The sequence below is a fragment of the Haloarcula sp. H-GB4 genome (genome assembly GCF_030848575.1).
Classification (GTDB): domain Archaea; phylum Halobacteriota; class Halobacteria; order Halobacteriales; family Haloarculaceae; genus Haloarcula.
Genome location: NZ_JAVDDX010000003.1, coordinates 352,714 through 373,498, shown reverse-complemented (window position 1 = coordinate 373,498; position 20,785 = coordinate 352,714). Strand labels below are relative to the sequence as shown.

General features: G+C 54.9%; 14 protein-coding genes. 9 read left to right on the top strand and 5 right to left on the bottom strand.

All coding sequences use genetic code 11. From position 1 onward, the window contains the following. Window positions 1-337 precede the first annotated feature (337 nt). Window positions 338-1,105, top strand: a complete 768-nt coding sequence (locus RBH20_RS17830) for an IclR family transcriptional regulator (protein WP_306711167.1) — start codon at window positions 338-340, stop codon at window positions 1,103-1,105. 592 nt (window positions 1,106-1,697) lie between these two features. On the opposite strand, the gene RBH20_RS17825 is transcribed toward RBH20_RS17830, so the two are convergent. Then, window positions 1,698-2,702, bottom strand: a complete 1,005-nt coding sequence (locus RBH20_RS17825; protein ID WP_306711163.1) for a hypothetical protein — start codon at window positions 2,700-2,702, stop codon at window positions 1,698-1,700. Between the two features lie 352 nt (window positions 2,703-3,054). Here RBH20_RS17825 and RBH20_RS17820 point away from each other — a divergent pair, with 352 nt between their 5' ends. Next, window positions 3,055-3,576, top strand: coding sequence for an LUD domain-containing protein (locus tag RBH20_RS17820; RefSeq protein WP_306711161.1), 522 nt, complete (start codon window positions 3,055-3,057; stop codon window positions 3,574-3,576). A gap of 2 nt (window positions 3,577-3,578) precedes the next feature. Further along, the gene (locus tag RBH20_RS17815) at window positions 3,579-5,759 is read left to right on the top strand and encodes an LUD domain-containing protein (protein WP_306711159.1); all 2,181 of its coding nucleotides are present in this window, start codon (window positions 3,579-3,581) and stop codon (window positions 5,757-5,759) included. 213 nt (window positions 5,760-5,972) lie between these two features. On the opposite strand, the gene RBH20_RS17810 is transcribed toward RBH20_RS17815, so the two are convergent. From RBH20_RS17810 to RBH20_RS17800, 3 genes are all read right to left on the bottom strand, one after another. Next, entirely contained in the window at window positions 5,973-7,322 is a 1,350-nt protein-coding gene (locus RBH20_RS17810) for a DUF362 domain-containing protein (protein ID WP_306711157.1), read from the bottom strand. Window positions 7,323-7,449: 127 nt separating this feature from the next. Continuing rightward, complete coding sequence (locus RBH20_RS17805) at window positions 7,450-8,784, bottom strand: glycerate kinase (RefSeq protein WP_306711155.1); 1,335 nt, start codon at window positions 8,782-8,784, stop codon at window positions 7,450-7,452. A 926-nt stretch (window positions 8,785-9,710) separates the two neighbouring features. Next, window positions 9,711-10,640: an NAD-dependent epimerase/dehydratase family protein gene (locus RBH20_RS17800; protein WP_306711153.1), complete on the bottom strand. Its 930-nt coding sequence runs from the start codon at window positions 10,638-10,640 to the stop codon at window positions 9,711-9,713. 349 nt (window positions 10,641-10,989) lie between these two features. On the opposite strand from RBH20_RS17800, the gene RBH20_RS17795 reads away from it, so the two are divergent. From RBH20_RS17795 to RBH20_RS17770, 6 genes are all read left to right on the top strand, one after another. Then, the gene (locus RBH20_RS17795; RefSeq protein WP_306711151.1) at window positions 10,990-12,309 is read left to right on the top strand and encodes a glycosyltransferase family 2 protein; all 1,320 of its coding nucleotides are present in this window, start codon (window positions 10,990-10,992) and stop codon (window positions 12,307-12,309) included. 219 nt (window positions 12,310-12,528) lie between these two features. Continuing rightward, window positions 12,529-13,809: a nucleotide sugar dehydrogenase gene (locus RBH20_RS17790; protein WP_306711149.1), complete on the top strand. Its 1,281-nt coding sequence runs from the start codon at window positions 12,529-12,531 to the stop codon at window positions 13,807-13,809. Between the two features lie 170 nt (window positions 13,810-13,979). Then, window positions 13,980-15,095 carry a non-hydrolyzing UDP-N-acetylglucosamine 2-epimerase gene (gene wecB, locus RBH20_RS17785; protein WP_306711147.1) on the top strand — a complete coding sequence of 372 codons (1,116 nt, stop codon included), beginning with the start codon at window positions 13,980-13,982 and terminating at the stop codon, window positions 15,093-15,095. Between the two features lie 300 nt (window positions 15,096-15,395). Beyond that, window positions 15,396-16,373 (top strand): DUF1616 domain-containing protein, encoded by a 978-nt coding sequence (locus RBH20_RS17780; protein WP_306711145.1) that lies wholly within the window; start codon window positions 15,396-15,398, stop codon window positions 16,371-16,373. A 646-nt stretch (window positions 16,374-17,019) separates the two neighbouring features. After that, window positions 17,020-17,988 (top strand): glycosyltransferase family A protein, encoded by a 969-nt coding sequence (locus tag RBH20_RS17775; RefSeq protein WP_306711143.1) that lies wholly within the window; start codon window positions 17,020-17,022, stop codon window positions 17,986-17,988. Window positions 17,989-18,057: 69 nt separating this feature from the next. After that, entirely contained in the window at window positions 18,058-19,266 is a 1,209-nt protein-coding gene (locus RBH20_RS17770; protein ID WP_306711141.1) for a glycosyltransferase, read from the top strand. Window positions 19,267-19,283: 17 nt separating this feature from the next. On the opposite strand, the gene RBH20_RS17765 is transcribed toward RBH20_RS17770, so the two are convergent. Beyond that, window positions 19,284-20,501 carry a glycosyltransferase family 4 protein gene (locus RBH20_RS17765; protein ID WP_306711139.1) on the bottom strand — a complete coding sequence of 406 codons (1,218 nt, stop codon included), beginning with the start codon at window positions 20,499-20,501 and terminating at the stop codon, window positions 19,284-19,286. Window positions 20,502-20,785 lie beyond the last annotated feature (284 nt).

Below are 20,785 nucleotides of genomic sequence, written 5' to 3'. Positions count from 1 at the left end.
AAACGCCGCTGTCGAGCGGCCTTACAACGGTATGGGAGCAATTGGGGTCGAAGACCTAAGCCACAGTCGACACGGTGCTTAGGTGAGAGCGATTCCGACGCAGTCAAAATGGCCGTGCCAGCCTGACGCGGGTATTTTCTACACGCTGAGGATCTGCACTGTTCTGAGCACACTCGTTCTGGAGAGAAGAACGAGTAAATTTCGGTATCGAGGCATCGTAGCAATCTAGTTATGGGCAATAAATAATGTGTATCACTCTGTGTTACTAGCTTGCATCACTCTAACTGTTCTGCTCTAGTGAACAGAATTTTAAGGCGAGGTATTGAAATGACGTTCAATGACCGAAGAACCACAGTATGCGGTCGAAGCGACCCAGACCTCGGTGGCTATTCTGGAGGCGCTTGTCGCCGAGGGCGGACCTGTCGGGGTGACAGAGCTTGCGAACACAGTGGGGGTTTCTAAGAGCGTCGCTCACAACCATCTCTCGACGTTGCGTGCGGCCGGATACGTGGTCAAGCACGCAGAAACGTATGCTGCGTCGCTCCGTCCGCTAGCGCTCGGTGAGAGAACGCGAGATAATCTCAGTTTCTATCAGGCGGCGAAACAGCAACTGGATAATCTGGCGGCAGCAACAGGGGAAACAGCGACACTGTTCGTTCTCGAAGAAACGGCCGGCGTCCCAGTGTCAATTTCCGAACCCGAAGACGGCTGGTCGGTCCCGTTCTATGCGGGCGAACGGTTGCCACTCCATGTCAACGCTCCGGGAAAGGCACTGCTATCGTCGCTCTCGAGTAGTCGCGTCAAATCGATTCTGGATGAAAGAGAGCTTGTCGCACCGACTGACGCGACAATCGTTGCCCCAGACGAACTTACCGAAGAACTGCGCCGGATCCGCGATGACGGTATTGCGTTCTGTAGAGGTGAACAGTACGAAGGGATTGTCGGTGTTGCCGCCCCGCTGCCTGACGTTGGCGGCAATCGGATCGCCGCGCTGGGCATTTGTGGCCCCGTTGAGCGCTTGAACGGCCGATACCTCAGGGAAGATATCACCGGGCAAGTCCTCAGCACGACAAAATCCATTCAGGTGGCCCTTACATCGAATTGATTGGATACTAAATAACGGACGTACCACTGTTATTCACTGGGCCGATTGCCGCTGTCAAAGTGACAAATGTCTCTCCCACGCACCGCTAACGGGACACCTGACTTTCATGCATTCAAACGATAGCCTGCGGGTGACCTAGCATCAGAAGTGCCCTCGTGATGGTATCGCGGATCACTCTACCGTCCGCTTCCTGACTGTGAGAGTAGGTACCTTCGTGTGACTGCTACTGATGCAAATTGTACTGTTCTTCAAAGCAGAACAAAAAGTAGGGTTACCGAGCAAGAAGTAACTGTGGTGACAGTTGGACGGCTACGGGAGCGGCTATTGACCCGTGCTTCAGGTATATTGTCCAATATAATCCTGTAATAGCCCCATTTCGATTTATATTCCCAAAATTGGATGTAGATATACTAGATACACACTCCATCTTGTCTAGGATGGAATGTCTCACCAGTACTATCCGATCCCCACAGAAGTAGATACATATGAGAGGTATCGGTACGAGATGACGCAGCGCTAGGTAATCGACTGCAACCGTAGTCCTATTAGAAGTGGACCGTGCTGTGAGCACTGTCGGTAAACCGCTGTTCTTTCACAGTGGGGTGCCACAGCCCGGGCACAGCGGGGGACCGGATTCGGGGAGTGAAAGCCCGCAGTGTGGGCATCCGCCATCTCCTTCCGGCGTCCGGATTTCCGAGACAATATCGGCTGTCTGCGTGCGGATTGCATCTCTCGTGCCTATGCCTGTGAATCCATCAGCAGGCTCCGTCCCGCGATGCCGAGACAGGGCGAATTGTGCTCGTCTTGCAACAAACGCCTCGTCTACGGTGAGACTGTCGAGCTGTGCTTGCGGAAACGATTCCATGCTAGCAGTGCCGGCAAGCAAACCTAGCGCCTCGGCCGCCCGCCCACGGACGTATCTGTTTTCGTCTTCGAGGCACGAGACAAGTACTTCCTTGGCGTCTGCAAGCCGTTCGGGACACGCAGAACCGATAACGACGAGTGTTGTGCTCAGGTGATATCGGACTAATTCGCTGTCTGCTTGAAGATGCTCGGCGAGTGAGTCGACTTGATAGCGGAGTCTGTCGGGACTACCCAGGGCCACATGGACCAGCGCCTTCGCCAATTTCTCTGTTACTTCTGGTTCGTCGAACTTCAGACCGATACGCAGGTCTGCCACGACCTCAGGTGAGACAACGGCGTCGGGATGATCGACGGCGACGTAGCCCAGCGCCTCTGCACACCGGGCACGGACGTAGTAGAACTCCGCCTCATCCGCCAGTCGATCAGCAAGCGTCGGAACAACCGGAACCACGCTACCCGGCGCGCTCTCACTGATCGTAACGAATAATTTCGCTGTCGTGAGCCGTACAGGGCGCTCACTGTCCTGCAAAAAATCGGTGAGTGATGGTAGGACGCCGTCGAACAGTTCTGGCTGGTCGTTGGCAGCCGCTTTGAGTGACCGCAAGCACGCCTGTTGGGTAGCTGGTCCGGCTGTCGAAAGCCGCTCAAGTGCTGCCAGTGCGTCAGCCTCTTTCCCTTGTTCAAGCAATGTTGCAATCTCTGTGTCTGGAGATCCACTGGGTCGGTCGTCCATCGGTCCGTTGTCGGTGTTTCTTCGAGAACCCACAAAACCCCTTCCTCTCAGTCATTGCTTGATCTGAAAACAACTGCTTAGCGTTGAATCTGCGATACCGTGAGTACTGTATCATCTGGTAGTGGATTTTTCATTGACATATCTATCTATCGAATATATCGATACGGAATACCAGGATTTGGTTATGTTGTGGGTGTCGCTTCTATGAACACTGATCGTGATGTGCCCAAGTTCACAACATTGCAGCCACTGTAGGATACCTTCTGAGTCACATTTTAGTATGAACTTGTCGGACGTCCATTCGTTTCAGACAAAAACTAAATGATGATGTAGGTTTACGGTTCGCGTATAGATGGAAAGCAAACGCGCGTCGTTCGAGGGAGCTCTCGAAGCCTTGGGTGTGACAGTTGCCAGCACTACTGAGTCCGAACTCGAAGCCGCTGTCACCGAGGCGGTCACGGAGCCTGCCGTTGGGGTTCCGCCTGATGAGGCGGTTGCGGACGAGGCGTTTTCGCTCACAGAGACGCCGGTAACAGTTGACCCGACACCGGTCGCGCTTCGAGAGGCGACCACTGGCGTAACCGAGGCCGAACTCGGTATCGGCGACTACGGCTCACTTGTCCTCTCGATGACCGATCAGGCCAGCGAACTCGTGAGCCTGTTTGTCGAGCGCCACGTGGCCATTCTTTACGAGGAAGACATCCAGCCCGATATGGACGCAGCAGTGGCAGAGTTGGACGAGCGGTTCAACGAAACCGGCGAGAGTGCAATCATCGCAACAGGACCGAGTGCGACAGCCGATATGGGCGCGTTGGTCAAGGGTGCACATGGACCCAAAGAGGTCCACGTCATCATCGTCGAGGAGGAGGCCTGACAATGGCGACTGCCGACGAAATCCGCGAACTGATGCGGACCGAGGGAGCGGCAATCGCGGAGAATACGCAGGGGTTCAACACGGGACGGTACGACTCTGTCTCGGACCTAGAGGACTACGAGGACCTCAAGCGAGCGGCCCGCAGTATCAAGGAGGACGCTATCGCGGAGCTTCCAGATCTACTTGACCAGCTAACGGAGACCGTCGAAGCGAACGGTGGGTCGGTGTACATCGCCGACGACGCCGCTGACGCAAACGAGTACATTCGTGACGTGGCCGACGAGCGAGCAGCTGACCGAGCCGTCAAGAGTAAGTCGATGACCAGCGAGGAAATCGAGGTCAACGAGGCACTTGAAGCCGACGGCGTGGACGTGGTCGAGACGGACCTTGGCGAGTGGGTGTTACAAGTCGCTGATGAAGCCCCCTCCCACATCGTTGCCCCCGCGATTCACAAGTCTCGTGAGAGCATCGCCGAGCTATTTAACGAGCGGTTTGACCCTGATGAGCCACTGGAGACGGCCGAGGAACTGACTCATTTCGCTCGCGAGAAACTCGGCGAGCAGATCATCGACGCGGAAGTCGGCATTACTGGCGCGAACTTTATCGCGGCCGACACTGGAACGATGGCGCTGGTCACCAGCGAGGGCAACGCCCGCAAAACGGTGGCTGCGACGGACACACACGTCGCCGTCGCTGGCGTCGAAAAAGTCATCCCGACAGTTGCAGACCTCCATCCGTTCATCGAACTCATCGGTCGGTCGGGCACTGGGCAGGACATTACGTCGTATGTCTCGCTACTGACCCCACCGGTCGACACGCCGGTCGTCGATTTCACCGACGACGAAACACCGCTGTCTGAATTCGACTCCGACCGCGACTTCCATCTCGTGCTGATCGATAACGGCCGACTAGAGATGCGGGACGACGAGCAGCTCCGGGAGACGCTGTACTGCATCCGGTGCTCCGCCTGTTCGAACTCGTGTGCGAACTTCCAGAGCGTCGGCGGCCACGCCTTCGGCGGGGAGACGTATTCGGGCGGTATTGCGACGGGATGGGAAGCCGGTATTGAGGGGTTAGACGTGGCTGAGGAGTTCAACGACCTCTGTACCGGATGTACGCGCTGCGTGAACGCCTGCCCGGTCGGTATCGACATCCCCTGGATCAACACCGTCGTCCGGGACCGCATCAACCGCGACAAAGATGCCCCCGGGGAGTGGCTCGTCGATGGCCTCACTCCCGACGAAGAGGACGATGGTGCCCCACTGCAGAAACGCTTCTTCGGAAACTTCGAGACCGTTGCGAAACTGGGTAGTGCCACCGCACCGGTGTCAAACTGGCTAGCCGAGACAACACTCGCTCGGCAAACGATGGCCCGAGTTCTGGGCATCGACCCGAGGCGAGATCTGCCGACGTTCGAGCGACAAACGCTTGTCGACTGGGCTGCCGCCCGTGACTCACAGATCACAAATCCTGAGCGTCGGGCGGTGCTGTACCCGGACCTGTACACGAACCACGTGCAGGTTGAGCGCGGCAAAGCCGCGGTAAGGGTACTTGAGTCGCTGGGTGTCGACGTGGTAGTGCCGCCGGCTCCGTCCAGCGGCCGCGCGCCACTGTCACAGGGGATGGTTTCGACGGCGACCGACCACGCCGAACGGGTCACAGAGATCCTCGAACCACATATCGAAGACGGCCGCGACGTGGTCGTTATCGAGCCGAGCGACCACGCGATGTTCACCCGTGAATACGAGCGACTTCTTGACGAGCCGGCGTTTACCGACATCGCGGCGAACAGCTACGAAGTGTTCGAATACCTCTTCGGCTTACTCGACAATGGCGCGTCCACCGATTCACTCTCGACCGTCACCGGCGCAGAAATCGCGTATCACAGCCACTGCCAGCAGCGGACGCTCGGACTCGAAGCCCATACCGTCGCTGTCCTCGAAGCGTGTGGCTACGACGTTGTCACATCTGACGTGGAGTGCTGTGGCATGGCTGGAAGCTTCGGGTACAAGTCCGATTACTACGAACTGAGCATGGACGTTGGCGACCGGCTTCGGACACAATTGCGAGACGACGGCGTACAGGACCGTCCCGTCGTCGCCAGCGGGACCTCTTGTCTCGAACAGATTGACGCCCTACTGGAGCGGCAGCCGCGCCATCCGATCGAGCTATTGGCAACCTAGACAACCGCTTCGGCTTGGAATTTGCTCTCGCACGGGAAGCGTCATACCTAACGTATGTACGCCCGTTATTTATTATCCATCCAGATGTTGGGGGGACACGTCGCGTTGGATTCGGGATCTGAGATGTCGCGTGTGTGCTGCGACGACTTTTAGGAATCGTTGCCTGCTCTGTCTGCAGTCCGCAGTGTGAGTATACAGATTCGCTACCGGCAGCTACTCGCGGAGCGACGGCGCGACAAGCTGTCCGTTATCAAACTTAATCGGCGACGGCTCTTCGATGACACGGAGGTCGTCACGGTCGCGTGCGGCCTCGACCAGCGCCGGCGACGCGTAGAGCTGGTGGAGATGCATCGTGTCGGCTGCACGGAGTACCCGAACGGTGTCGGTGTTGACGACCCCTATCGTCGACAGCGCCGCGACGATGCCGGCACGGTCGGTTTCAACTACCGGCGGTAGTTTCACGCCGCGAATCGTGCTCGCGGTGAGCGCGTTGATCAGCGACGTCTCCGCGTCAAGTTCCGCAACAATATCAGCATGGATGATATCAGCCGAGCCGACACCCATCGCGTTCCCGTGGGTCTTCTCCGTCAGCCCGCGTGTGAAGATGCGCTTGATGTCCGGTGTCTCTGGGGCCGGCTCGTTAATCGAGAACGGTCGGCGGCCGATGACATTAGTATCGAGTCCCTGGCCGCTGATCTCCTTCCCTTGCCGGTCGAACACCACGAGATCAAGTTCCTCGAACGGGAGCTTCGGCATCAGCTCGTAGGCGGTCTCTAACAGTTCCTCCTCGCGGTCGAGGAAGCCACTCGGCGGCACACCTTCTATCAGGGTCGTGTCGTCGTGTTGGTCCTCGATGATTGCGACGCCGCCGACGATGGGGAGCTCTTCGAGCAGCTGGCCAGTAATTTCGGGAATCATCCGGCGGAACGACCAGTCGACGGCCCACTTGTGTGCAATCTGTGCGCCGCGCTGCTTGCCCATGCCGATGACGAGCATCTTCGAGAGCCCGCTCTCGACTGCCCCGCCGAAGTCCGTGTGTGGCTTAACTCGGTTGATAGGGATGATTGCATCAGCCGCCACAGCGTTGTCGTCGGCGACGACAGGCACGTCCCGATCCGGCGTTCGTCCGACCTCGTCCACATCCATAGTCGACCGGATTTCACAGCCGATGGCCGACTCGGTCACCCCCAGTTCGTTCAGCATCGTTCGCTGTCCCTCGCCGGTCGCGCCACCGTGGCTCCCCATAGCCGGGAAGACGAATGGCTCGTAGCCGGCGTCGGAAACTGCGCCGACGACACCGGCGACAATAGTGGGCAGGTTCGCAATACCGCGACTGCCGACACCCAGCGCGACTTCGCCGCCGGCAGGCACGTCCGCAAAGGACAGGGATTCGGCCGCTCGGGCTGCATGTGTTGCGACATCGTCTGGCGCTATCGGGTCTGTCTCCCAGCCCTGTTCGATGATACCGAACTCGGGGAGTGGCGGGTCGCCACAGGCGTCGACGATCGTCTCTTCCGGGACCGAGAGTGCGTCCGCCGCGACCGCCTGATCTGATGCGTTCATACGCGGCATATCAGCCCGTCTGTTGATAAACGTGATCCACGGATCGAACGGTAGCTACCACCTCAATCGTGATGTGGCGGTCCGGTAGTACCACCTGAGAATAGCCACCGTGTATCGGTAGCCGGGATTACTCGCTTGGGTCTGGGACAACGAGCACGGCCACGTCGTTGACGTTCGTCCCGGTCGGTCCGGTTTCGACTGTCGCCTCAATTTCCGAGAGGTACGAGCCGGCATCGTTTGCGAGCAACGCATCGCGGGCTCGTTCGCGGTCGCCGATGACGGCCCCATCGGCGATTGCACCGGCCACATTGGAGCTTCCGTCTTCACCGTCAGTGTCGACGGCTGCGATGACCGCGTCGCCGTCGTGGGCCAGTGCGCTGGAGAGAACAAATTCCTGATTAGGCCCTCCCTGCCCACCGTCCGCTGTTACGGTGACGGTCGTCTCGCCACCGGCAAGGAGAACGGCCGGTGGTTCGACCGGTGTTCCCGTCGCTGTTGTCTCCTCGGCGATAGCAACGAGTGGTTTCGCCACTTCGCGGGCTTCGCCGCGCAGCCGAGACGTGAGCACGAGCGGTTCGTAGCCGGCCTCCCGTGCGACAGCAGCGGCGGCGTCAAGCGCGGTTGCGTTGTCCCCGATGAGGTGGTTCGTAACACGGTCAAAGACCGAATCATCGGGAAACGGTGTCTCCGATAGTCGGCCATCCTGCCCCGCTTCGAGGTGGTCGTGAACGGCTGACGGCGGGCTAAGGTCGTATCGTTCGAACACGCCAAGGGCATCTTCGTACGTGGTCTCGTCCGGAACTGAGGGACCGCTACCGATGGTCGAAAGGTCGTTTCCGACAACGTCGCTGATCAGTACCCCGGCGACAGTGGCGGGAGCCGCGCGCCGTGCTATTTGTCCACCTTTCAGGTCCGAGAGGTGCTTCCGGACCGCGTTGATCTCTTCAATCGGAACACCACCATTGAGCAGCCTGTCGGTCGTCGTCTGGAGGTCATCCAGTGTCAGGTCCCCGGCCGGAGCAGATAGAAGCGCACTGGCCCCGCCTGTCAGGACGAACAAGATGAGCGTCTCCGCATCGGCCTCGTCAACGGTTTCGAGAATATCGGTGGTCGCTACAACGTTTCGGTTCGACGGTAACGGGTGATCTCCGACAGACCTCTGGACAGTTTCGGTGTCAGTAGCCTGCTTGACGACGATGTGGCCGCCGTTGAGGGTGTCCCCGAGAACAGACTCGAGCGCCCGTGTCACACCGTCTGCGGCTTTCCCGCCACCGACGATGACGACATCAGTGTAGTTGTCAAGATAGTACGTTGTCTCGCCGACTGTCAGCGTCTTGCCGTCACGGTTGACGGCTGCCCTTGTGGCGCCCTCTGGTGCGGCCGTGGCCACGGCGGCCTCGATACAATCGAGTGCCACCTCGTGTGCAACGCTGGCAGCCAGCTCGCTTCGGTTGTGAATCATACGACTGCTTCCATCCGAGCCAGTAAAAATCCCCCTCGGTAACAATTACCCGTGGTGCTGTCAGAAGTCGCTGCTACTCTGCAGCGAGTGCAGGCTTTTGCAGTGGCCTTTGAGATGAGGACTCAGCGTACACACTGTACCAATCTGCCGGCAGCTGATTGAGGATTTAGATAGTTGCGACAGCGCGTCCGTGTCTAACGCACGCTTGCAGTATGATCCGGCCCATCGATCCAGACGGAGGCTCTGCTCAAATACGAGGATAAATACATGATTCCGGTTTTACACACCCGATAACAGTGTTCAACAACGTCGGTGAGTTCGTAGAACTCAGACATAGACGCAAATGCTACTACGGTGTGGATTTTTCGCTCGCTCCTGTCTCCATGTCACACGAATATACATCGATATAGCTAGTTTATTGTTCGATACCCTGATTGTATAACTGTTATTTTAACACTGCCCAATATGCCTCACCCTCAATAGACTTGCGGTCGGATGTATCCCAGAGCACGGGACTGTGAACGAAGGGATGCACCAGTAAAACTAGGTGGAACCCGAATAATAAGAAACCCATCACTTACTCATCAAGATGATGTGTGGTGGATTTCTTGTGATGATTGTTGCCGATGTACAACTAAACTCTAATGCTACTATCACTTATGTCACAACTCTACTAGGGGTTCTAAATGCCAACCCTCTGTGTGTTGAATCTGGCTGATGATACAAATTAAATGATTGTGGTCTGGATCAGTGTTAGACGCTGTTTTATATTATCATATGTAGGCTATCTTTATTTTACATAGGGACGATTGCTGACCCCGTGCGATAAATAGATAGCCTCTTCGGTGATATTACGACGAGAGACTGGCCCAAATGTGATGTTTTCCTTGCAATTGTACAGACGTTCTATCAGCAACAGAAGGGGCTTATTCCGCTTCAGCACTGAGCGTTGTTTCTAGCCCTTTTGCGAGGGACACTGTTGGTTCATATCCAAGCAGTGTGCGTGCGTCACTGAGATCTGCTTCGCTCTCTCTGATATCATTCGTGCGTTCGGGGACGTGTTTTATTTCCACATTCGCTCCAACGACATCTCGGACGGTTTCGGCAAGTTCCTTGATACTGATACTTTGTCCAGTTCCGACGTTGAACGGCTTGCCGATAGCATCTGTCGTGGCTGCAAGCAGGTTGGCACGGACAATGTCATCAACGTGTACGAAATCCCGAGTCTGTTTTCCGTCACCTTCGACTGTGAGCGGATTGCCGGCCTGTGCCTGACGAATGAATGTGCCGATGACACCGGCGTACTCCCCGTCAAGCCCACGCGGTCCATAGACATTGAAGTATCGTAACGGGACTGTGGGTAGGCCGTACCGCTCTGTATAAAACTGTGCATACTGTTCACCGAGATGCTTTTCAATCCCATACGGCGTGCGTGGATCGGCCGGTTCTTCTTCTTTAATCGGCATCGTATCAGGATTGCCGTATACGGCGGCACTGGAGGCGAGTACGACCCGTGCATCCTGCCGTCGAGCGCAGTCGAACACGGTGACGGTTGCCGACCCATTAAGCTCGTGACAGTCGACCGGGTGCTCGATTGACTTCGGGACACTAACCATCGCGGCCTGATGAAAAACTATGTCAATGTCGTCCATCGCTTCGTCGACTGTTCCTTTATCGCGTATATCGCCCTCAATGACAGTCACGTCTTTTGGGAGGTTTGCACGCCGTCCCGTCGAGAAGTCATCGAGGACTCGCACCTCGTTCTCCACCGCTAGCGCTGATGTCAGATGACTTCCAATGAACCCACCCCCTCCGGTAACTAGTACCCGACAGTTGCGAATATCGTTTGTCGACATATCATTCGAAAACGAGGTTTTGATGCTTTAAGTTATTCATAGACATACATCTCATCTCCTAGTTGAGTAATCTTGGTATCGTAAGGGATGGGCCGAACTAAACTCCTCTCAGACCGTAGTGGCCACGCGCTGTATTCCTACGCCAGACTATACTTTGTTACCTGCTTTTTGCGGATAATACAGGGTTGGGACAATCTCGGAAAGCTGGGGATAACAATATGATAACTCGTTCACAGCAGAGCACAACGGAGTCCACTACTCGCCACAATGATGCCATTATACGTACCGGAGCGTGTGGACGACCACACCGAACGACCGCCATCGAGAGCGGTTCCGGAGTGGGACTGAGATGTCGGATAGAATCCAGCAATCACCCGCCGGTGACGGTATCCGAGAGGTTTCGAAGAACTTGCCGGCGGTGGGACTAGTCGCGACCGAGTCGAACGCCGAATGGATCGCGGCTGAGATTCTTCGTATCCACTCACGGGCACACCAGGCAATCGTTACAGCTGCCGTTGATGCTGACCTTCAGGCACTCACTTTTGCCCGGTGGCTTGATGCAGAGGTGGTTCCCCCTTCTGGAAACTGGGCTGAAGCCGATGCCCCTCGCGAGCGGTTGCGGATGTTTGCTAAGCAGGCAGGGTATCCGGGACTCCTGTATCATGGTGAAGAGAATGGGTCAGTTAACCTCCCGGCAAGCCGCCAAGCACTGAAGAGTACAGAGAAGTTCACTGTCGATGCCCGTCTTGAACCCGTCACCGAGCCGGATCCGACTGTCATGGTCGGAATTCCTGCGTACAACGAGGCAGCGACGATCGGGGCGGTAGTGGAGTCGGCCAAGCACTATGCAGACACTGTTCTGGTTGTTGACGACGGGAGTACCGACGACACTGTCGAGGTCGCAGCGGCGGCTGGCGCGACAGTGTATGAGCACGACCGTAACGTCGGGTATGGTGGTGCCCTCAACAGTATTTTTGAGCAAGCTGACCGTGGTGACGCGGACTACCTAGTCATTCTTGACGCCGACGGGCAGCATGATCCCAGTGATATCCCAGAATTAATTGAACAGCAAAAGGAGTCGGGGGCGGAGGTCGTCATCGGTAATCGGTTCGATGAGGATGCGGACACAAAGATGCCGCTGTACAGGCGATTTGGGCTGTTCACGGTGAACCTCATGACTAACCTCAGCCTTGGAATCCTCAAGCCAGCCAATCAAATCAACGACACACAGAGTGGTTTCCGTGCGTATAGTACAGAGGCCATAACCTCACTTGCTGAAGACAACTCAATTGGCGACCAAATGGATGCAAGCACCAATATACTGTACCACGCCCACTCAAACGGCTACCAGATCGTCGAGGTTCCGACGACGATAGATTACGATGTGGAGGCTTCTAACAACCTTGGCCCAGTTGAGCACGGGCTTACGCTTGTTGGAAACATTATTCGAACGGTTGAGCGAGAACATCCTATCATGTTGCTCGGCGTGCCTGGTGTCTCCTGCGTTCTACTGGGATTTATATTCACTTACCTCACGATGTTCAACTATCTTCAGTCCGGAAGCTTTCCACTCGGATATGCCCTGACTAGCACTACTTTTACAATTATTGGCATCCTCGCATCATTCACCGGGATCATTCTGCACTCCTTAGAACTGTACCGTCAATAAGTGGCGATCGTCCTCATTGATCGGTCGTATTAGACGGCGTACCCCACTTCTCAGGTCTGGGTTTACCATAGTGTCGATTCTCTTACTTGAGACAACTTCTGCATAACAAAGGGTAATCTATATCATTCGTAGGTCAATGCGGAACGAGTCAGCGTCAGACTATTTCGAACGGCGACAGCGTTGCGAGTCAATAACAAAACTATCGAGGGCACAGAAAGCATGACTATCTGCGTCCACGGGCTAGGCTATATCGGGCTCACGACCGCATCGCTGTTCGCCAATTCAGGCATCGATGTCATTGGTTTCGATGTCAACGAGGATGTAATCAATCACCTCAACGAGGGTGATCCGAAAGTTAGCGAACCAGAACTTGAGTCGTACATTCAGGATGCGCTGGAGTGCAATCTAACGCCGAGTCATCATCCCCAATCCGCTGATGTACACATAATCTGTGTCCCAACGCCGTACGACGATATGAACGACGAGGCGGATCTGACATACGTGAAGGATGCTGGACGAAACGTGGCGGGCGTTCTCAGGTCGGACGACACCGTGGTGTTGGAGTCAACAGTGCCGCCGGGAACAACGACTGGAATGTTGGCCCCGATCATTTCGAGAGGCAATCTCGACATCGGTGAAGATGTACACTTGGGGTACACGCCGGAGACGGTGATGCCAGGGAATACGCTCACAGAACTCCGAACCAACGATCGAATCGTCGGCGGTGTCGATGAGGCCTCGGTTAACGCCATCAAATCCCTTTATGAACCGCTCACGACCGGAGACATTCATGTCGCCGCTGACCCTACGACCGCCGAGTTCGTGAAACTTGCACAAAACGCCGAGCGAAACGTCAGTATCGCGTATGCCAATACGCTCGCACTCCTCGCAGAGAACTACGGCATTGATGTACGGTCTGCGATCAATCTCGCGAACAACCATCCACGGGTTGATATTTTGAGCCCAGGTCCAGGAGTAGGCGGGCATTGCCTTCCTGTCGATCCGCATTTCCTGAGCGATGGGTCTGGTGTAACAGAGCTAATCGATATCGCGAACCGAGTCAACGACAGGATGCCCGAACACGTTATCAGGCTACTCGAGGACGCTATCGACTCGCTCGAAAATAAGACTGTAGCTGTTCTTGGGATTACGTACAAAGGTAACGTCAGCGACACTCGCAATAGTCCAGGTTTGGAAATAGCCAAACTGCTCGGGACTGTCACGGTGGACACTCGCCCAGCTATGGATGGGGGTTGGGACGAGGGATCAGTCACTATTCACGACCCACGGGCGACGGACTCCAGATTACAGCTTGAAACCCTTGAGACGGCAGTAAGAGATGCTGATGCGGTGATATTCGGGGCAGCACACGATGAGTTTGTAGATCTCAACCCGGAAGCCATCAGGTCAAAGATGGCGGGCCGAACTGTGATCGACCCGGTTGATGTCATCGACGCGAATCGGTGGGCTGAGCACGGGTTTGATGTCCGGACAATTTGATCCAGCGTTACAGATGATTTTCTGACAGCACCAATTTGACTCGCGGACGACTGGCCATGATCAATGGCGTAGGAAGCCTATAACAAATCCTGCGGCTACTCACGGAACCGGTATGAAATTGACTGGCTGGAGCTATCACCGGCTGTTCGACTTACGGATCAGGGCCAACAATGACTAACAGCACTGTGGGGTTCGTTCTTGGGACGCGTCCCGAGATTATCAAGCTAGCCCCGGTAATTCAGGAGTGCCATCGGCGTGGTGTCAACACACACATTGTCCATACTGGTCAGCATTATTCAGACTCGCTGGATACTGTCTTTTTCCGACAACTCGGGTTATCACCCCCAGATACGAACCTCGAAGTCGGATCTGACGATCACGGGGCACAAACTGGTGCGATGCTCGCTGGCATTGAAGAAGAACTTCAGGATACCGAGCCCACAGTGGTATTTGTCCAAGGGGATACGAACTCGACTCTCGCGGGTGCACTCGCAGGGAGTAAGATGGATGTCGACGTGGCTCACGTCGAAGCCGGGCTTCGAAGTTTCGATGACGATATGCCTGAAGAGACGAACCGCGTCATCATTGATCACATCTCTGATTACCTTTTCCCACCGACCGCCGAGACAGCAGCGTTACTCCGCGACGAAGGGATCCCTGCGGACCGTATCACTGTTACTGGGAATACGATCGTCGATGCAGTTGAAATCTATGATGATGAGGCTGCAAACAAAAGTCGGATTCTGAGTGAACTCGGCGTTTCCGACGGCCAGTTCGACCTCTTGACCGCTCACCGGGCGGAAACAGTTGACGACCGGGAAGCGTTCGAGCGGATTCTCAGCGGCGTTGCACGGGCAAGCGTTCAAGCGGAACAGGAAGCCATCTACCCGATCCATCCCCGAGCGGAGGACCGTCTCGAAGAGTTCGGTATTGCAGTCCCCGATCAAGTTCGCCTCATCGAACCACTGGGCTTCTTCGATTTTCTCCGGCTAGAGAGTACAGCGGACCTAGTGTTCACCGACTCAGGTGGTGTCCAGGAGGAAACAAGCATCCTCGGGACACCGTGTGTGACGCTCAGGTATGGCACTGAACGTCCTGAGACGGCATTTGTCGGTGCAAACTGCGTTGCCGGCCGGGAGCCGAGTAGTATCACTGCGGCGGCGACACAAATGCGTGGAAAGGCTGGAGAGTGGGAAACGCCTTTCGGCGATGGAACAGCCGCCGTTCAAATTCTCGATGCGGTTCCGGAACTCCCTGCCAGAGAAACAGTCACAGCCCCTGAGTGACCAGCGCCGGTACCCACTGTCCGCACGGCGCCGACTCACGTGTCTTCCTGAGGGCGAATTGACCGTACGCTCAACGATCTGTTTGACAGAGATAGGGGACCAACGACCCAGTCATGTACAACTGGATGAGGGTGTTGTGAATAGCTACTTTGTCAGCGGAAACTTGCCAAGTGGAGACAGCGTGCTCTCAACCCAGACAGACTTTTCGAAGAGATTGCGGACGACTCCGTTTGACACTGATCAGTTACATGCACTGGTAGTAACTGTCTAATTTTACTACTACGCTCTCATCGAGTGATAATGGCTACTGACGCAGATGCGAACATTGAGACGGAGACGCTCCCGATCGATCTTCTGCTAGTCGGGCTCCTCGGCCTCTGGCATCTCGCTGCTGCCCAAGGGTATGTCAAAGACTCATCTGTAGGGGCCTTTCTGGGGTTGGTAGCGATACTTATTGCACCAGGATACGCTCTCGTTGCGCTTTTATTCCCACGCAGTTCTACTGAGACCGATGGATCATCTGATGGCCAAGTGGGACGAATTTCTGTCGGTGAACGACTCGTCCTTGCAGTCGGGAGTAGTGTCTGTATAGTTCCACTACTGGGGCTCGGACTAGTCTTGCTTTCGCCTGGTTCGACCACCGGACCGTACCAACTCTCTATCGGAATAACGACTGCCATCTTCACGATTGCCGCAACGATCCGACGGATGCGGGTGCCATCAGATGAGCGTTTCAGTCCCTTGCGGTGGGGGACAACTGTACAGAGCCGAGTGTCTCTGAACCCTTCTGGAAGTGTCTCGACACTATACATCCTGCTTATACTGGGTCTTCTTGTCTCTGGTTCCGGGATCGGCTACGCGGCCATATCGGCGGAACGGGGTGAACAGTTCACTGAGTTCGCGCTGGTAACGGAATCCGCCAACGGAGAACCTGTTGCCGCTGAGTATCCGTCACAGATTCCGCTCGGCAGTTCGCGGACTGTTCAGGTCACTATCGGCAATCATGAAGGCCAAGAGCTGAATTACACAATTGTTGTCGTTGCTCAGAAAATCGAGAACGGCACTGTCCTAGCCACCGCACGAATTGATCGGTTCAAGAACCGTGTCGCGGCAGGTGAAACGCTCAAGCGCTCGCACGAAATCACCCCCACGCTAGTCGGTGAGAACATTCGAATCTCATATCTGCTCTACCGCAACGACGCACCAGTCGGGGCGAATCCCCGTCCTGAGAACGCGTACCGCCGCACGCATCTCTGGGTTACTGTCACCAATGGCTGACAGCATTGGCTCACACCCCATATAAAGCTGTTATCAAACCCCCCTGTCACGTCTCGCTTCAGAAACTCGAAAGGGGTTAGACCACTGCACTGACCCGCTTAAATAGGAGAGAAAGAGTAATAAGCCAACCGACGAGTTTGACGAGCTGTAGCCCACGCCACCACTGCTTGTCTGCCAACGGCGGGAACACCTCACTGGTTACCAGCAGAGTCAGAAACAGTCCGACAAAGTATACTCGAATGCTAGTAATATTAGCGGCCCAGAGGGTGACTAGCGAGATGGTTCCAAGAGTCACGAACGAGATGAGAAACCACTGGAACCGACTCTGGTTAGGTCCTGAAATCGACATGGATGAAACCCACTTCGTCATTGACATATGGATTGCGTGCTACGACATAATGGGACCTGCCAAATAGTAATTCCCCTGAAACGGTATGGCTTTGGCCGATAAGACACCGACTACCGATACGTTGTTTCGTTGACTACGTAGCATCTATCCCGTAACTGGGTCAAAATGTTCTCTGTATAATCTCAAATCAGATCTACCACCTTGGGATGTAGCACTCTGTCCAGAAATCTCTTCTATCTGTCCGGTAGCAATGTTGTACTTAAATATGATGGCACACGAGGTATAATTAAAATTAATATGCCCGTGGAACGTCACACGGACGGCGAGAATCCGCTTGTGAGTGTCGTAATACCCACCTATGGAAGAGATGAACACCTGCCAGCCGCAATTAACAGTGTGCTTAATCAACAGTATGAGCGGATCGAACTACTCGTCATTGATGACGGATCACCGACACCGGTAGCGACGACACTACCCGAAGATATTTTGAAGGACAAGCGTACGGAAGTAGTCCGACACGAAGAAAACAGGGGGGCAAATGCCGCCCGAAATACAGGTATCAGGGCTTCAAACGGCGATTATGTTGCGTTTCTCGACGATGATGACCGGTGGAAAGAGACAAAGCTCAGGAAGCAGGTGGATCGGTTCAGCGAATCATCACCCGAAACCGGAGTCATTTACACATGGGTCAAACGAGAAAGCGCGGCTGGAACAACGATTTCAACCCCGACTGCGGCGGGACATGTGGTTACCGACTTGTTGACTGGCACAAACTTCGGACAGTTTTCTTCGGTTCTAGTCGACACTGAGGCAATTTCCGATGCCGGACTCCCCGACGAGAGATTTCCGGCGTGGCAGGATCGTGAGTGGTTCTTCCGGCTCGCACAGTCTTGCGAGTTCCAACCGGTCACAGAGACGCTTACGTATCGCCAAACTGGACGAGAGGATAGCATCACAGCGAACTTCGAACAGAAGCGAGATATCGCCTATCCCCTATTTATCGAGAAGCATGGTGGCCTTGCAGCGGAGCACGGGAAATACTACGAACGGACCTTTCTCGCGTCCATGCGACGCTCGTTGGCACGGTCAGCGATACGTGCAGGGCGATACGGCGAAGCCCGTAAGTATTTCTTACTGGCCTTCTTTGCTAACCCACTCTACCGCCCTGTCCACCCTCACCTACTCCCCTCCTTGGGAGGAGAGCGGACCTACGAGATGGCTGCGTCCTTACGTCGGAAGCTGACAGAGACCGTCCCTTCAAAATGATAACGTGTTTCGGTGTCAAGTTTGGAACCCAGTGACTAACAAAGACTATCTGACGGGTCCAACATCATAATGGACGAGCCGACGCTTTCAGATGGTGATGGTTCTACAGTCTCACCCGTAGCTGAACAAAATATTTCGGTTGCGACGGACGGTGACCGACCACTGCTGGCGTTCTTTATTCCGGACCTCTCCGTCGGTGGCGCAGAGCAAGTCGCAATCACTATCGCAAACGGACTGGCCGACCGAGGTTATAATATTGACCTTCTGCTGTCACGAGCGAGCGGTGAGCTCCGGTCGGAGCTTTCCGAACAGGTCTCTATCGTTGAGCTTCCACCATCGAAGACGCCAGTTGTCGGGGTAGCCGCACATCTGCCGTTTCTAGTTACATACCTAAATAAGCACAAGCCGGCAGCGCTGTTTCCCCATCTTGAACACCCAAGCATTGTGTCGCTCGCTATCAATAGGTTCCTTGACGTCGATACTACGGTGATTCCGACACAGCACTCTGCATTCGGACATGAGGTTGAGGCGACACCGAAGGACCAGATTGTCAGACGAATCGTTCCCCGGCTTTACCCCGCCTCGGATCAAATCGTCAGTGTTTCCGAGGGCGTCGCGGACAGCCTCGCTGACAGAACTCCAGTCGAACGATCGGATATTTCAGTCCTCTACAACCCGGTGGACGTCGAACAGATTCGTGAGCGGGCCGGCCAAACAGTTGAGCACGAGTGGGTAGAAAGTAATGACCGGGATGTCGTCCTATTCGTTGGGCGACACGCAGGTCAAAAGAATCTGGATGGATGGGTTCGTGCGTTCGAGACGGTAGCCAATAGAAACTCGAATGCACGTGCCATCATTGCGGGAAAAGGACCGTGCCGAGAGAAAGTCCAGGCGACAGTCGAGCGACTGGGGCTGTCAGATGTGGTGTCTCTTCCCGGATTCGTCGATAATCCGTATCGGTATATGGCAAAATCAGATGCTTTTCTCCTCTCATCTCGGTATGAAGGGCTACCGACAGTCCTGATCGAGTGTTTGGCGGTTGGCTGTCCAATCGTGTCAACGGACTGTCCGAGCGGCCCCAGAGAGATTCTCTCCGATGGAAAGTATGGGACACTTGTCCCAGTGGATAATATGAATGGGTTGGCCAATGCAGTTTGTGATACGCTTGCTGACCCTCCTGATGCTGATCGGTTGCGCTCTCGCGCCGACGACTTCTCCCCGCGACCTGTGTTTAATGAGTACGAGCGGTTCCTCGGAGAACACGTCTTCACAGCCTAACAGCTACCTGCCGGGCACTAGTCCAGGACTTCAGCCGAGGGGAGCTGGCCGTTATCGATGATCGATTCGTGGAGGTCTGCAAGTTGCTTCCCGTGTGCTTCCCACGTCCATCCCTTCGATACCAGTCGTTTCTTACCGTTTGTTCCCATCCGCTCTCGCTCTGAAGGGTTGTTGATGAGGCTGTTCAGAGCGGTGGCAAGCCCATTGGAGTCTTTCTTTGGGATCAAGAGGCCTGTTTCACCGTCTACAACCTGCTCCGGGATACCGGATACATCGGAGGCGACAACCGCGGTTTCGCTTGCCATTGACTCGTATATCGTGTTGGGTCGACCTTCTGCGTGGCTTGGGAGCATAAAAATGTCGGCAACAGCGAACCATCGCCGGAGACCCAGCGGCGGGACTTCCCAGAGGACCCGATAGTTCTCGTGGTGGCTAGCTTTGAGTTCACTGATGAGGTCTGTACGAAGGTCACCGTAATGACCGACAAAAACAAACGCTACGTCATCGCTATGAATCTCATCCAGAGCTTCACAAATCTCGTTGATTCCTTTCCGTTCCGTGTACCCGCCACAGAACATGATTAGTGTAGTATCTCGATCAATTCCCAGTTCTTGTCGAATCGCTTCCTCGTTGTCCGTCGGATACCGCGTTGGATTCGCGCCGTTTGGGAGTACAGTAGCTTTCGGTGTTTCGGTGATACCGTTAGCGATACGTGCGAGCGATTCACTTACACAAAAGATACCCTCCGCGTAATTGAGAGTCTCTCTGATTTTTCTTCGGCTGACCTGCGAAAGATCATAGAAGTTATTCAAAATCTTTCCACGCCCCATGACTGTCAGCGGAATCTCGTTGCTCCGACAGTATGGCACTAACCCGTAACCATCGTAATGAATGTGACCAGCATGGCAGATATCCGGCGTCTCGAAGTTCGATGAGATATACTCCGGAAGCATTTCCGAAAACGATCGTGACGACAGCGTATATTTGAATATTTTCTGTGGTAATAAGTAGAGAAATCTGGGATAATGGACCTCATGAGAGCTGTAATCATGTTGGCTCGGTATGTCACCGAACTCGGAGTAGGGACCCACCGGAGGCGCTCTGGGACGAGGAGTAACTACATCTATACCAGTACCGGTCATACTGAGTGCCCTGATGGAGCGGAAATTGAACAGCCCCATGTATGGATTGAAGGGGTCTGGGTGGTTCATTGCGCTTACGACCGCATCGTACATAAATACTAACTGGCAGTAAGTCTCAATAAGTATGCATCCGGTACTGGCTGTCCTGTTTGGTATCTCATATGTTGAAAGCAGATAAGTAAAAATAAAATACAGTTTACTATCTATTTACCAGATGGATATTACCTGCGTAACTATATCTGGAGTAGTCCACTCACGGTACTGCAGGTAGAAGAATTATAACTATACTATCTACTGCGAAAGTCCGTACTGTGAGGACGAATATACGCGAGTGGCTACGTACCCTTACGGGAGGTCAGGTAGATGGGGGGGAGGAG

What these genes read in the sequence shown, in the direction of transcription:
- RBH20_RS17805 (WP_306711155.1), bottom strand. Translation starts at nt 8,784, where the DNA reads ATGATTCACAACCGAAGCGAGCTGGCTGCCAGCGTTGCACACGAGGTG.
- RBH20_RS17815 (WP_306711159.1), top strand. Translation starts at nt 3,579, where the DNA reads ATGGCGACTGCCGACGAAATCCGCGAACTGATGCGGACCGAGGGAGCG.
- RBH20_RS17780 (WP_306711145.1), top strand. Translation starts at nt 15,396, where the DNA reads ATGGCTACTGACGCAGATGCGAACATTGAGACGGAGACGCTCCCGATC.
- RBH20_RS17825 (WP_306711163.1), bottom strand. Translation starts at nt 2,702, where the DNA reads ATGGACGACCGACCCAGTGGATCTCCAGACACAGAGATTGCAACATTG.
- RBH20_RS17820 (WP_306711161.1), top strand. Translation starts at nt 3,055, where the DNA reads ATGGAAAGCAAACGCGCGTCGTTCGAGGGAGCTCTCGAAGCCTTGGGT.
- RBH20_RS17795 (WP_306711151.1), top strand. Translation starts at nt 10,990, where the DNA reads ATGTCGGATAGAATCCAGCAATCACCCGCCGGTGACGGTATCCGAGAG.
- RBH20_RS17830 (WP_306711167.1), top strand. Translation starts at nt 338, where the DNA reads ATGACCGAAGAACCACAGTATGCGGTCGAAGCGACCCAGACCTCGGTG.
- RBH20_RS17775 (WP_306711143.1), top strand. Translation starts at nt 17,020, where the DNA reads ATGCCCGTGGAACGTCACACGGACGGCGAGAATCCGCTTGTGAGTGTC.
- RBH20_RS17790 (WP_306711149.1), top strand. Translation starts at nt 12,529, where the DNA reads ATGACTATCTGCGTCCACGGGCTAGGCTATATCGGGCTCACGACCGCA.
- RBH20_RS17810 (WP_306711157.1), bottom strand. Translation starts at nt 7,322, where the DNA reads ATGAACGCATCAGATCAGGCGGTCGCGGCGGACGCACTCTCGGTCCCG.
- RBH20_RS17770 (WP_306711141.1), top strand. Translation starts at nt 18,058, where the DNA reads ATGGACGAGCCGACGCTTTCAGATGGTGATGGTTCTACAGTCTCACCC.
- RBH20_RS17765 (WP_306711139.1), bottom strand. Translation starts at nt 20,501, where the DNA reads ATGTACGATGCGGTCGTAAGCGCAATGAACCACCCAGACCCCTTCAAT.
- RBH20_RS17800 (WP_306711153.1), bottom strand. Translation starts at nt 10,640, where the DNA reads ATGTCGACAAACGATATTCGCAACTGTCGGGTACTAGTTACCGGAGGG.
- wecB (WP_306711147.1), top strand. Translation starts at nt 13,980, where the DNA reads ATGACTAACAGCACTGTGGGGTTCGTTCTTGGGACGCGTCCCGAGATT.